This is a genomic window from Nostoc sp. DSM 114167 (assembly GCF_052692655.1).
In genome coordinates this window covers 4,439,725-4,452,500 of the sequence record NZ_CP195116.1, presented here as the reverse complement: position 1 = coordinate 4,452,500, position 12,776 = coordinate 4,439,725, and the positions used below count along the sequence as shown (strand labels likewise).

10 protein-coding genes, 2 tRNA genes, 2 rRNA genes and 1 pseudogene (1 of these 15 running past the window's edge) are annotated in these 12,776 nt (G+C 43.7%); 6 read left to right on the top strand and 9 right to left on the bottom strand.

Annotation, left to right across the window (positions count from 1 at the left end; genetic code table 11):
• From NSTC731_RS19075 to NSTC731_RS19060, 4 genes are all read right to left on the bottom strand, one after another.
• Nucleotides 1–467: ribosomal RNA gene (locus NSTC731_RS19075) — 23S ribosomal RNA — on the bottom strand; it reaches 2,430 nt to the left of the window's first position.
• A gap of 255 nt (nt 468–722) precedes the next feature.
• Nucleotides 723–795 (bottom strand) — tRNA-Ala (locus NSTC731_RS19070).
• Nucleotides 796–878: 83 nt separating this feature from the next.
• Nucleotides 879–952, bottom strand: a tRNA-Ile gene (locus tag NSTC731_RS19065).
• 130 nt (nt 953–1,082) lie between these two features.
• Nucleotides 1,083–2,571: ribosomal RNA gene (locus tag NSTC731_RS19060) — 16S ribosomal RNA — on the bottom strand.
• Together the 16S and 23S rRNA genes with 2 tRNA genes alongside form the textbook arrangement of a ribosomal RNA operon.
• Before the next feature lie 311 nt (nt 2,572–2,882).
• Between NSTC731_RS19060 and NSTC731_RS19055 the strand changes: the two are divergent.
• A pseudogene (locus tag NSTC731_RS19055) lies at nt 2,883–2,972 on the top strand (carboxylating nicotinate-nucleotide diphosphorylase); the annotation flags it as partial.
• Between the two features lie 189 nt (nt 2,973–3,161).
• On the opposite strand, the gene NSTC731_RS19050 reads toward NSTC731_RS19055, so the two are convergent.
• Entirely contained in the window at nt 3,162–3,536 is a 375-nt protein-coding gene (locus tag NSTC731_RS19050; protein WP_445626317.1) for a response regulator, read from the bottom strand.
• A 106-nt stretch (nt 3,537–3,642) separates the two neighbouring features.
• Nucleotides 3,643–5,202 (bottom strand): ATP-binding response regulator, encoded by a 1,560-nt coding sequence (locus tag NSTC731_RS19045; RefSeq protein ID WP_445626316.1) that lies wholly within the window; start codon nt 5,200–5,202, stop codon nt 3,643–3,645.
• Nucleotides 5,203–5,384: 182 nt separating this feature from the next.
• Between NSTC731_RS19045 and NSTC731_RS19040 the strand changes: the two genes are divergently transcribed.
• The 3 genes from NSTC731_RS19040 to NSTC731_RS19030 all read left to right on the top strand — a co-directional run bounded on the left by NSTC731_RS19040 (nt 5,385) and on the right by NSTC731_RS19030 (nt 7,131).
• Nucleotides 5,385–5,837, top strand: a complete 453-nt coding sequence (locus tag NSTC731_RS19040; protein ID WP_445626315.1) for a cupin domain-containing protein — start codon at nt 5,385–5,387, stop codon at nt 5,835–5,837.
• 161 nt (nt 5,838–5,998) lie between these two features.
• Complete coding sequence (locus NSTC731_RS19035; protein ID WP_445626314.1) at nt 5,999–6,523, top strand: hypothetical protein; 525 nt, start codon at nt 5,999–6,001, stop codon at nt 6,521–6,523.
• A gap of 125 nt (nt 6,524–6,648) precedes the next feature.
• Nucleotides 6,649–7,131 carry a hypothetical protein gene (locus NSTC731_RS19030; protein WP_322682373.1) on the top strand — a complete coding sequence of 161 codons (483 nt, stop codon included), beginning with the start codon at nt 6,649–6,651 and terminating at the stop codon, nt 7,129–7,131.
• Nucleotides 7,132–7,484: 353 nt separating this feature from the next.
• On the opposite strand, the gene NSTC731_RS19025 is transcribed toward NSTC731_RS19030, so the two are convergent.
• The 3 genes from NSTC731_RS19025 to uvrA all read right to left on the bottom strand — a co-directional run bounded on the left by NSTC731_RS19025 (nt 7,485) and on the right by uvrA (nt 11,066).
• Complete coding sequence (locus NSTC731_RS19025) at nt 7,485–7,703, bottom strand: DUF4926 domain-containing protein (protein ID WP_445626313.1); 219 nt, start codon at nt 7,701–7,703, stop codon at nt 7,485–7,487.
• Between the two features lie 17 nt (nt 7,704–7,720).
• Complete coding sequence (locus tag NSTC731_RS19020; RefSeq protein WP_445626312.1) at nt 7,721–8,053, bottom strand: DUF6883 domain-containing protein; 333 nt, start codon at nt 8,051–8,053, stop codon at nt 7,721–7,723.
• A 76-nt stretch (nt 8,054–8,129) separates the two neighbouring features.
• Nucleotides 8,130–11,066, bottom strand: a complete 2,937-nt coding sequence (gene uvrA, locus NSTC731_RS19015) for an excinuclease ABC subunit UvrA (RefSeq protein WP_445626311.1) — start codon at nt 11,064–11,066, stop codon at nt 8,130–8,132.
• A 182-nt stretch (nt 11,067–11,248) separates the two neighbouring features.
• Between uvrA and NSTC731_RS19010 the strand changes: the two genes are divergently transcribed.
• Nucleotides 11,249–11,995, top strand: a complete 747-nt coding sequence (locus NSTC731_RS19010; protein ID WP_445626310.1) for a Uma2 family endonuclease — start codon at nt 11,249–11,251, stop codon at nt 11,993–11,995.
• Between the two features lie 63 nt (nt 11,996–12,058).
• A complete protein-coding gene (locus tag NSTC731_RS19005; RefSeq protein WP_445626309.1) occupies nt 12,059–12,766 on the top strand; it encodes a Uma2 family endonuclease in 708 nt (235 codons plus the stop codon).
• Nucleotides 12,767–12,776: the final 10 nt, after the last annotated feature.

The window sequence follows — 12,776 nt, the reverse complement described above, 5'->3', positions numbered from 1 at the left end:
GGTCACACAGTAGTATTTAGCCTTACGAGGTGGTCCTCGCTGATTCACATGGGATTCCTCGTGCCCCATGCTACTCGGGATTGAGCTACTATCCTTTAACTTTCGACTACAGGACTTTCACCTTCTTTGGTGCAGTATTTAGCTGCTTCGTCTAGCCTCCAGATTCGATATCGCTGTCCCACTACCCCAAAAGGTAAACCCTCTGGTTTAGGCTTTTCCCCTTTCGCTCACCACTACTTAGGGAATCTCTGTTTTGATTTCTCTTCCTCCAGCTAGTAAGATGTTTCAATTCGCTGGGTTGGCTCTTGACTGCCTATATATTCAGCAGCTAGTATCTAGGGTTGCCCCATTCGGAAATCTCCGGCTCAATGTTTGCTTCCAACTCCCCGGAGCATATCGTCGGTAACCACGTCCTTCGTCGCCTCTGTGTGCCTAGGTATCCACCGTTAGCCCTTATTCGCTTGACCACTCAAATTTTTTGGTCTTTTAACTATTGCATTCACAATCACTTATAGTTAGTTCTGCTTACTTCGTCACTTCACACTGATTTTACTCAGCACTCTAAGCCGAAGCACTCAGCACTCGATAATGTCTGTGTCTGCCTGCTAATTTGCGTTCCTATGCAGTTTTCATGGTTCTGGCTGAGAATTTACTCAGCAGTCTGACAAATGTCATGTTGCTGATTTCTCACTCACTTTTGTGTTCTGGCAATCGCCATCAGGTGGAGGTTAGCGGACTCGAACCGCTGACATCCTGCTTGCAAAGCAGGCGCTCTACCAACTGAGCTAAACCCCCAGATACAATTAAAAATTGATAATTAAAAATTAAAAGTGAAATAAATTTTTAATTTTGCATTTTACATTTTTAATTGATTCAGGTGGGCCATCCTGGACTCGAACCAGGGACCTCACCCTTATCAGGGGTGCGCTCTAACCACCTGAGCTAATAGCCCATATCGAACCTTCATCATAGTTTGAAAGCTTTCTACATTTGCAAATGTCTGCGACTGACCTAAGGAATGACCAACTTAGTATCTATATAGCTGTTTGCTTTTCGATCTCTAAGGGGTGTAGGTCTCCTTTAAAGGAGGTGATCCAGCCACACCTTCCGGTACGGCTACCTTGTTACGACTTCACCCCAGTCACCAGTCCTGCCTTAGGCATCCTCCTCCACGAATGGTTGGAGTAATGACTTCGGGCACTACCAGCTTCCATGGTGTGACGGGCGGTGTGTACAAGGCCCGGGAACGAATTCACTGCAGTATGCTGACCTGCAATTACTAGCGATTCCTCCTTCACGCAGGCGAGTTGCAGCCTGCGATCTGAACTGAGCTTTGGTTTGCGGGATTTGCTTGCGATCGCTCGCTTGCTGCCCTCTGTCCAAAGCATTGTAGTACGTGTGTAGCCCAAGGCGTAAGGGGCATGCTGACTTGACGTCATCCCCACCTTCCTCCGGTTTGTCACCGGCAGTCTCTCTAGAGTGCCCAACTTAATGCTGGCAACTAAAAACGAGGGTTGCGCTCGTTGCGGGACTTAACCCAACATCTCACGACACGAGCTGACGACAGCCATGCACCACCTGTGTTCGCGCTCCCGAAGGCACTCTCAACTTTCATCAAGATTCGCGACATGTCAAGCCTTGGTAAGGTTCTTCGCGTTGCATCGAATTAAACCACATACTCCACCGCTTGTGCGGGCCCCCGTCAATTCCTTTGAGTTTCACCGTTGCCGGCGTACTCCCCAGGCGGGATACTTAACGCGTTAGCTACGGCACGGCTCGGGTCGATACAAGCCACGCCTAGTATCCATCGTTTACGGCTAGGACTACTGGGGTATCTAATCCCATTCGCTCCCCTAGCTTTCGTCCCTCAGTGTCAGTTACGGCCTAGCAGAGCGCCTTCGCCACTGGTGTTCTTCCTGATCTCTACGCATTTCACCGCTACACCAGGAATTCCCTCTGCCCCGAACGTACTCTAGCTATGTAGTTTCCACTGCTTCTATCTAGTTGAGCTAGACTCTTTAACAGCAGACTTTCATTGCCACCTGCGGACGCTTTACGCCCAATCATTCCGGATAACGCTTGCATCCTCCGTATTACCGCGGCTGCTGGCACGGAGTTAGCCGATGCTTATTCCTCAGGTACCGTCATTGTGTTCTTCCCTAAGAAAAGAGGTTTACGACCCAAGAGCCTTCCTCCCTCACGCGGTATTGCTCCGTCAGGCTTTCGCCCATTGCGGAAAATTCCCCACTGCTGCCTCCCGTAGGAGTCTGGGCCGTGTCTCAGTCCCAGTGTGGCTGATCGTCCTCTCAGACCAGCTACTGATCGTCGCCTTGGGAGTCCATTACACTTCCAACTAGCTAATCAGACGCGAGCTCATCTCTAGGCAGCAAGCCTTTCACCCAAGGGCACATCCGGTATTAGCCACCGTTTCCAGTGGTTGTCCCAGACCTAGAGCCAGATTCTCACGCGTTACTCACCCGTCCGCCACTGTGTCCGAAGACACCGTTCGACTTGCATGTGTTAAGCATACCGCCAGCGTTCATCCTGAGCCAGGATCAAACTCTCCGTTTTGAATTGGAAAGCTCTTTAGCTCAATAGCTGCTCTTTTTTAACTTCAGCTTAGTTATTTTTATTTGCTTGACGCAATACACTTGCTGTATAATCGCTTTCAAACTATAATATTTTCAAGGTTCGGTGTCCTTTAAGCGTTGCTCTTTCTCGCTCCGCTTCAAGCACTTATTCAATATAGCGAACCTAATTCCTCGTGTCAACTACTTTTTCCAAAATATTTTTGGAATATTTCGGCATCACTATCAAAGCCATGCAAGACAAGGGGTTTAGGCTATAGTATTGCTGGAAGTCTTTTAGGAACCAATAAATTTGTGAGCAAGTCTAGTGTTTTGCCGCCCTGGCTAGTTTTAGATCCTCTGTTGCGTAGTTGGTTATTGGAGGATATTGGTAGGGGCGATCGCTTTCCCAGAGCCTAAATTATTTCTAAAGTATTTTATAGATCAATTTCTTTGCGGCTCAATCTGACAGATGGTATCCAACGCCTAATCGTTTTGTACCTACTTTTGCCCACTTGTGTGTCAATGCGAATAAGAAAAGCGGTGACAATATTATATAGAGTAGAGCAAAATTTGCTGTAAACACCCAAAAAATCAGTTCCAGCCCAATGCTTCACGGATTTGCGCTGCTAGTTTTAAGGGGCGGAAAGGCTTGGCAAAGACGGCAGCTACATCTAAGCCAGTAAAGCTCTTTTGATCGGACTCCTGGACTTTGGCAGTGAGTAAAATTACTGGAATTGACTTAGTGATGGGGTTAGCCTTCAGTTGTTGCAGAGTGGCACGCCCATCCATATCAGGCATCATCATATCTAGTAAAATTACATCAAGCTTAGAGTTGGCTGCTAGATTCAACGCTTCCCAACCAGAACAAGCAGTCAACACGTTCCAACCAGCAGCCATTTCTAATCCCAATTTTGCGATCGCCTGCACATCTTCTTCATCATCAACAATCAAGATATTTCTGCTCATATTGTCACTCTCGCATGATATGTGATGCTGATTAGCTTGATTAGTATTCAGCTATTTTAGAATGCAATCGGGTAGAAGTAGGGGAGATTTGGGTAATTAAAGGCTGCTATTGAGAGTCTACTAAAGGTAACAGTACATAAAAGGTGCTACCTTTGCCTAAAATGCTCTGAACCCAGATTTTACCATCATGTTGCTGTATGATATCTCGGCAAATAGCAAGTCCTAAACCTGTTCCTCCTTTGTTGCGGGAGTCAGATGCATCTACTTGCTGAAAACGCTCGAAGATGATCTGTAATTTATCTTCAGGAATTCCTCGCCCTTCATCTTGGATCGTAATTAAAAGAAAGTTGAATGATGAAGGCTGATTTTCTTCAGACTCAACGCCTTTAGATTCTGAGAGAGTGGCACTTATCCACACAGTGTCACCTGGTTCAGAAAACTTAATTGCGTTGCTCAGTAAATTGGTGAGGGTTTGCAAGAGGCGATCGGGATCTGCCCAAAGTTCTACTGGTACGGGATTTATAATTAGTCGAACTTGTAATTTATCTGCCATTGCTTGCATTGCTTCCGTTGCCGTAATTAGCAAGTCTGCGGCGTTGCACTTCGCCTTCCGTGTAAAGATTTTGCCCGATTTCATCCGCTCTAAATCGAGAATATCGTTCACTAAACGAATCAAGCGTTCAGTATTAGTTGTGGCAATGCTGAGGACTTTTTGTCCCTGTTCGGTTAAAGTTCCCAGTTGTCCTGAACTCAATAAATCTAATGCTCCCATTGTGGAAGTTAAAGGTGTACGCAACTCATGACTAACTAAAGAGATAAATTCGTTTTCTAGGCGTTTACGTTCGGTGATGTCATTGGCAATTAATAAAGCACATGGCACTCCACCTAAGTCAATTAATTCGAGAGATATCAGTATGGTTTTGAGTTCTCCAGACTTTGTAGAAAATTCAAATTCTAGATTGTACAGCGAGCCAGTTTCCGGCAGAAGTTGAATTGTTTGAGCGATCGCGACTGTGTTTTTACCTAAATTAAGTTCGGTAGCAGTATCTCCAATTACTTCCTCTAAACAATAGCCGCTCATCTTCAAGAAGCTGGGATTGACATCAATAAAACGAGCTTCGGAAACTGTAGCGATCGCGATCGGGTTGGGACTAGAGCGAAAAACCTTAGCAAACTTCTCTTCTGCTTTGGCGCGTTCAGAAATTTCCTGCTGCAACCGCTCATTTTGAGCTTGGAGTTGTCGTTGCAGTTTCCAAATGGTCAAATGATTTTCAATTCGTGCTAAGACCTCTTCTAGTTGGAAAGGCTTAGTGATGTAGTCTACCCCACCAGCTGTAAAAGCTTTTACCTTATCTAGCACATCACCCAAAGCGCTGATAAAAATTACTGGAATTTCGCGGGTGCGATCGCTTGCCTTCAGATGTTGGCAGACTTCATAGCCATTCATCTCAGGCATATTCACGTCCAGCAAAATTAGGTCGGGAGGAACTGCATTTGCTCCCCGTAAACCTGTAGAACCTTTAGTTACACTCCTAACTTTATATCCCTGTTCCGTTAACATGGCAGATAGGAGATTCAAGTTTTCTGGCGTGTCATCAATCACCAGTATGTCTGCTTTGGGGAAGTTGGGTGACTCTTTAGGCATGGAAATATCGACTTTAGCCACAATAAGCTACTAATTCTTTCTAGAGATTTTAACCTTAGTTCAATGTCTTAATAATCAGTTACAAAAAAAATAGCAATTACCTATTTATCTACCCTAGTTCTCCCCGATTAATTTCTAATGTTAAAAACATCAAATCAAGTTTGTGAATCACTTCCTACATTACACAACAAGGAGTAACTTGTATGCAAAGTACAACCGTACGGAAACCAACTATTCTTGCATCAGGAGAAGGAAATAAATTTTCAGTTATTGGTGCACAGTTCACAACAAAAGTAACCGGAGAAGAGACTAATCAAGCGTGGACCATTTATGAAATTACAGATACAGAAGAAAATGGCCCACCACTTCATACTCACCCTTGGGAAGAGGCGTTTTATATTCTAGAAGGCGAACTAGACATCCAAATTGGTACAGAAACAATTTTGGCATCACCAGGCTTTTTCATTAATATTCCTCACAATGCAGCACACGGCTTTAAGATTCGTTCTGCTACTGCGAAATTCCTGGTTTTAATTTCGCCGAAGGGTGCGAAAAACTTTTATGAAGAAATGGGTCAAGTAGCAGATAGTCCATCGCTAAATATGGAAAAAGTACAGCCTGTTTTGAACAAATATGGATTGCAGTTTATTGCATGAAGTTTTCGTTTGGATGGATTTGGATGCACATTTGTGTACCCCTATTCGGAAAGGCGATATAGAAACATGCAGGGTTCGCGTTGGAAATCGCTTTCGTTGATAAATAAATCTATTTCTACAAAAATGCTATGCACTCAATAACCAATAGGCTATTCTATTCCATGCCAAAAACTGTCCGCTTTTTCGCTGCTAGTGCCCTAAGTTTGGGTTTCACCGCTAGCCTTGCTTTTTATCCAAGCGCGAGTCAGGCGGGTAATGACACTGGAGTGCCTGCTGAACTCCAGGGCGAGTGGCGGTATGGCCGGATTTCATCTATCCAATACCAAGACAGTTACACAGGGCAGTCCGCAGCCCCAAATGGCTCTAGCGACCAATTCCAACTTGCATCTAATGGAAACTACAAGCGAAATAGACTGATTCAAATTAATACCTACAACTGTGCGTCTAACCTCTTCATAGAGGAAAAAGGCAAAGTTAAGATTGAGGCTCAACGCCTGACTTTTCAACCCAGCGACAGCACATCTAAAGGGCAAATCTGCAATAGCGGGCGCACCTACTCCAGCCGCAACACAGCAAAGCCTGAGACTTACCAGTGGTCGATTGAGACGAATGATTATGGGCAGCAAGTTTTAGTACTTGAGACTGCCGATGGTCAGGGTCGCGCTCATTATGGACGACCTCAATAAGCTAATGAGCATTCAATTTGCATAGAAGCCAATACGCTGAGGTTAAGAATTTTTTCTCTCCCCTGCCTCCCCTAGTTCTACCCGATTGTTTTCTAATCTACAAAATATCGAACTGAGGTTATTCTATGATTCACCATATTTCAATTGCTGTTAGAAACCCTAGTCATGTTGCTCAAGTTCTGGGGGAAATCTTAAAAGCGCAAGCTGTTCCCTTTCCTCCTAATCCTGGAAGTTATATGGTTCTACCTTTTGATGAATACGGTACAGGTATTGAACTTTATCCTTTAGGTTCTCAAATAGAACCTGGTGAAGGTGATGAAGAATGCGTATTTGTACATACTGCTATTACTTCCAGGTATACAGATATTCATGCAGCTATCTCTGTACCAATTAGTCAGCAAGAAATTGAAAAAATTGGTGTTCGTGAAGGTTGGCGTGTAGTGCGCTGTAACCGCGATTCTTTCTTTGATGTGATTGAGTTCTGGGTGGAAAACAGGTTAATGATTGAATTGCTGACACCAGAAATGGCATCTCAATATTTGAAATTTGCTACCCAGCAAGAAAATCTGAAATATTTTTTGGCAGAACCAGCTTTAGCTACAACTTGATAAACATTTATTGCAATCCTATTTTATTTATAATAATTGCAAACAGTAGATCCCCAACTTATTTAAGAAGTTGGGGATTTTGTCGACTATAAGTCACTAAAAAACAAGCTGAGGCTTTTGGGAAAGTGTTTTCATGTTGATGCAAGTTTGTTTATTTGTTGATTTTATTTTTCCTATATCGCCAAATCTCGACAGAACCCTCAGAGTTTTTATGAACTAACAAAACCTTTGGTGTATAAGCACTCTGAGGGTTTTACTGTAGAGAATTAGCTATATCGCTATAATTTTGCCCTCTCAGAAGCAAATGTGGTGTGGGTGTTGAATCGACTTCAAAAGTACCGTAGGGAGGGCAGTTAAACTAATAATGTTTTTCCACCAATTGGTTGATGATATAAAGTCATTAGCTGACTAACATTTAAAGTTTCTACGGCATAAGCTTTTCCTGTTAAGTCGCTGAATTCTACTTCAAAAACTCCAGGTTCATATTCTTCTACAATCGTTCCTACTTGACCGCGATGCAATCCCAATTCTGGTAAGTCTTCAGTTAGGGCAACCACATCTAATAATTTCATTAGTATTACCTCATTGCTTAGATTACATAACAGGTGACTAGGCGGGGGAAGCCTTCATTATTACGCACTATCCAAACGCTTTGAATAATTGCTTGTTTATCTGAACGATTCAGGGGAAAATCAATGATATATTTTTGACCGTATGCATTACTTTTACCAGGGATAGCATCATAATTTGCTACTGCTTGTAAAAGGATCGCTTGTAATTCTTCTGCATCATCTAAATTTAAGCCTAGTGCAGATTTAAATACACGGGCTTTGTGTTTTCCTTCTGGATGTTCGGGGTTGAGACAGTAACCCGCGATTTTATCTATTTCAACAATAGCGCATTCACGGTTAGGAAGTTTCATAATACTTTTGCTACAACCTTCTCCGCTTTTTTGACCTGGATATGACCTTTATGCAATGTACCCTAATTGCAAAAGACTAAGATTTCATCGCCGGATACTGCTTCAAAACTTGCTGCAAATATTGCCCAGTATAAGACCTGGGATTTTTTGCAACTTCCTCTGGTGTACCCACAGCAATTAATTCTCCGCCTTTGTCGCCACCTTCTGGCCCCAAATCTATCACCCAGTCTGAACAGCGAATTACATCTAAGTTGTGTTCAATGACTAATATTGAATTCCCCTTATCTACCAATCGTTGCAACACATCTAATAATTTATGAACATCGTAAAAAGATAACCCTGTTGTCGGTTCATCTATTAAATAAAGTGTCTTACCTGTAGCGCGTCGAGATAGTTCTGTTGCTAATTTTACCCGTTGCGCTTCCCCACCAGATAAGGTAGTCGCAGGTTGTCCTAGTTGGACGTAACCCAACCCGACATCAAATAAAGTTTGCAAACGCGCGATCGCTTTGGGTATATTCTGAAAAAAGTCTAAACTTTCCTCAACTGTCATTCTCAGTACATCAGAAATTGATTTATCTTTGTACTTCACTTGCAAAGTTTCGCGGTTATACCTTGCACCTTTACAAATTTCGCATTGTACGTAAACATCCGGGAGAAAGTTCATTTCAATAACATTCACACCCTGTCCGCTACAAGCTTCGCAACGTCCACCTTTGACGTTGAAGGAAAATTGTCCGGGTTTGTAACCTCTAGCTTTGGCTTCTACGGTTTGGGAAAAGACATCCCGAATCGCATCGAAAATTCCTGTGTAAGTTGCAGGGTTTGAACGTGGTGTGCGTCCAATAGGAGATTGATCGATAACGATCGCTTTATCAATCGCGTTTAATCCCTGAATTTTATCCAAATGTCTGGGTAAGGGAACTTTCTTTGTTAAATGGTGTTGCAGAGATGGGTACAGTAATTCGTTAATCAGGGTAGATTTGCCAGAACCAGACACACCAGTGATGGAAACGAGTTTACCTAATGGAATGTCTACATCTATATTTCTTAAGTTGTTACGATGGGCATTTTTTATTCCCAAACTGCGCCCATTTCCTTCTCGGCGTTCTGCTGGTGTGTTAATTACTCGTCTTCCTGATAAATATGCACCCGTCAAAGAATCTTCTGCTGCTAATAACGCCTGAAAATCACCTTGGGCGATAATATTTCCGCCGTGAATTCCTGCACCAGGGCCAATATCAACTATGTAGTTAGCTGCACGAATTGTTTCTTCATCGTGTTCAACAACAATTAATGTATTACCTAAATCGCGTAATTTCGTTAAGGTTTTCAGCAATCTGCCATTATCTCGTTGATGCAAACCAATACTCGGCTCATCTAAAACGTAGAGAACTCCTGTTAAACCAGAACCAATTTGCGTTGCTAGACGAATTCGTTGGGCTTCGCCACCAGAAAGGGTCATGGCAGGACGGTCAAGGGTAAGATAATCTAAACCTACATCTAACAAGAATTGCAATCTGGCTTTGATTTCTCTCAGGACTAAATCAGCAATTTGTAACTGGCGATCGCTCAACTTAAATTGCTCAATTCTCTCTCGACAATCCCGAATCGATACCCCAGTTAATTCTAAAATTCCATATTGTCCCAACTTCACCGCCAAAGCTTCCGGTTTTAACCGTTTGCCCTGACAAACTTCACACGGTTGATCGATTAAATACTGCTCTAATTTTTGCTTAACTAATTCCGAACCACCCTCATACTGCCGTTGCAAAATTGGAATAGCACCTTTAAAGCTCTGCTTTCTTTTTGCCTCTGCGGCTCGTTCATCTTTCTCTCCAAACAGAAGAATTTGCTGCTGTTCTTCTGTCAGCTTGCCCCAATTTGTCTGTAACTCAAATCCATAAATCTGCCCCACGCTATAGAGTAATTCCAAGTAATAAGAATTATCTTTTTCTGACCAAGGCGCGATCGCAGCGTAAACTGGCGCTTCCCAGTCGGGTACGATCAAGTCTGGCGCAAATCTTCTTAAAGTGCCGATGCCATGACAGTGCGGACAAGCACCATAAGGTGAGTTAAAGGAGAACAATCGCGGCGATAGTTCCTCCATTACCGCGCCATGTTCTGGACAAGCAAAGTTTTCTGAAAATACTAATTCTTCTTCGTTATTAAACCCCCCGCCTTCGGCACCCCCCCTTGCCAAGGGGGGGCTAGGGGGGGTTTCCTTAGATGACTCATGACTAATAACAATACTGGCAATACCACCCGATTGCTTGAGACACGTAGACAGAGAATCAACCAAACGCTCTTGGATACCATCTTTTTTTACCAAGCGGTCAATTACCACTTCGATGGTGTGGGTAAAATTTTTATCCAATTCAATGGAATCTGACAGTTCGCGGATCTCGCCATCGATCCGCACGCGAACAAAACCTTGAGATGCCAGACTTGACAAAAGCTTACGGTGTGTGCCCTTTTTCCCACGAACCACGGGTGCAAGAATTTGGAAGCGGGTGCGGTCTGGTAATTCCATAATGCGATCGCACATCTCATCGATTGTCTGGGGTGCAATACAGCGATCGCATATCGGACAATGGGGTTCGCCAGCCCGACCAAACAACAGCCGCAGATAGTCGTAAATCTCTGTCACCGTACCGACTGTGGAACGGGGGTTATGAGAGGTTGACTTTTGGTCAATGGAAATTGCTGGACTTAAGCCTTCAATCGCCTCTACATCCGGCTTATCCAGTTGTCCGAGAAATTGTCTGGCGTAGGCGCTGAGGGATTCCACATAGCGACGTTGCCCTTCAGCGAAAATGGTATCAAAGGCTAAGGAAGACTTACCAGAACCAGAAACGCCAGTGAAGACGATTAGGCGATCGCGTGGCAATTCCAAATCAATATTTTTCAGATTATGCTGCCTAGCACCCCGAATCCGAATGGTATTCTGGCTGTTGTGGCTGGGGTACGGAAGATGTCCATTCAAGGATGCTGCTAGCTGTTGGTCTGACATATTGGGCGGCAAAGAAGGAGTTTCTGATGAAACAGTCCTTAATAATACTATCTTTAATCGGTTTATTGTAGAACAATAGTACTGTTTTAGTTAGTTATCGTTCCAGATTCATGGCGCAGACATCCTTAAGAGTCTGCTAATTTGGAAGCATCCTGATTAAATATCCTTCTGAGGGCGAAGCTATGGTATCGCAAATCCAACCGCCGACCCAGGCAGAGGTCATCTACCCAGATAGTGACGGACAACCAGTGGCTAATAATACCATACAGTTTGGCTGGATTGTAGAAATTAAGCAGAATATCGAGTGGCTATTTGCCGACGATCCAAATGTATTTGTCGCCGGGGATTTATTTTGGTATCCGGTAGAGGGACGTAACAAAATTGTTAACGCCCCAGATGTGATGGTGGTATTGGGTAGACCAAAAGGTGATCGCTTGTGCTACCAACAATGGAAAGAAGAAGGAATTGCACCACAAGTGGTGTTTGAAATTCTTTCTCCCAGCAACACCCAAACTGAAATGGACAAGAAATTACTTTTCTACGATCGCTATGGCGTGGAAGAGTACTACATTTACGATCCCGATCGCAATAATTTGCATGGATGGTTGCGTAATGAAGACGGTTTAGATGTCATCCCCCAAATGGAAGATTGGGTGAGTCCTCGATTAAAAATTCGGTTTGCTCCATCACCAGAGGGTTTGCAGTTATATCGCCCTGACGGAGAACGGTTTTTAAATTATACAGAAATTTCTCGCAACGCCGAGCAAGAACGACAACGGGCTGAACAAGAACGACAACGGGCAGAACTTGCAGAACAAGCCAGAAGAGATGCCATACCCCGATTGTTGCAAATGAATTTGAGCATTGAACAGATTGCCCAAGCTTTGGGATTGTCAGTGGAAGAAGTGCGAACCCTTGCTCAGGAGTAACGCCGCGTGCAATTTTTTAATCGGGCTATTAGAAATTAAAGTTGTACTTAAAATATTCTGATTATGCTAGCCAATGCAGCCACTCATAATGTCACCTGGGAAAAGTTACCTGATGATTTTGTTTTAGACAACGAGCCAGTGGATAACATTAATCAGCCACTCTTGGCTGCTGCTTTAACAGAAAGCTTGGAACTTGCCGACAGATTACCCGCCGATGCTTTAACCATAACTAATTACGGTATCTGCGCCACTTTGAATAATCGATTTGTCGTCAAAGCGCCAGATTGGGGTTATGTATCATCTATTCGAGTCTCACGAGAAGAAGTGAAGCGCAGTTATACTCCACAATTGCAAGGTGATATTCCGGTAATTGTGATGGAATTTCTCTCAGATAGCGAAGGTGGAGAGTATTCCAGTAAACCTACCTATCCCCCTGGTAAATGGTTTTATTATGAGCAGATTTTACAAGTGCCAAACTATGCGATTTTTGAACCAGACGGCGGAGTTTTAGAAGTTTATCGGCGAGATGATTTAGGAAATTATGAACTGCAAACACCAGATGCAAATAATCGTCACTGGATTGCCGAAATGAACTTGTTTTTAGGCGTATGGCAAGGAAGCCGAGAAAACCGCACAGGTTATTGGTTGCGTTGGTGGGATGATGATGGCGAACTATTACTGTGGGGTTTGGAGTTAGCAGCAAAAGAACGCCAGCGTGCAGAGAGATTAGCCGCTCAGTTAAAAGCGCTGGGAGTGGAACCGGAGGTTTAACTCGGAAGTT

Bases quoted from the DNA above. Each gene is read 5' to 3' on its own strand.
- NSTC731_RS19035 (WP_445626314.1), top strand. From the start codon at position 5,999: ATGCCAAAAACTGTCCGCTTTTTCGCTGCTAGTGCCCTAAGTTTGGGT.
- NSTC731_RS19020 (WP_445626312.1), bottom strand. From the start codon at position 8,053: ATGAAACTTCCTAACCGTGAATGCGCTATTGTTGAAATAGATAAAATC.
- NSTC731_RS19010 (WP_445626310.1), top strand. From the start codon at position 11,249: ATGGTATCGCAAATCCAACCGCCGACCCAGGCAGAGGTCATCTACCCA.
- NSTC731_RS19040 (WP_445626315.1), top strand. From the start codon at position 5,385: ATGCAAAGTACAACCGTACGGAAACCAACTATTCTTGCATCAGGAGAA.
- NSTC731_RS19005 (WP_445626309.1), top strand. From the start codon at position 12,059: ATGCTAGCCAATGCAGCCACTCATAATGTCACCTGGGAAAAGTTACCT.
- NSTC731_RS19025 (WP_445626313.1), bottom strand. From the start codon at position 7,703: ATGAAATTATTAGATGTGGTTGCCCTAACTGAAGACTTACCAGAATTG.
- NSTC731_RS19050 (WP_445626317.1), bottom strand. From the start codon at position 3,536: ATGAGCAGAAATATCTTGATTGTTGATGATGAAGAAGATGTGCAGGCG.
- uvrA (WP_445626311.1), bottom strand. From the start codon at position 11,066: ATGTCAGACCAACAGCTAGCAGCATCCTTGAATGGACATCTTCCGTAC.
- NSTC731_RS19030 (WP_322682373.1), top strand. From the start codon at position 6,649: ATGATTCACCATATTTCAATTGCTGTTAGAAACCCTAGTCATGTTGCT.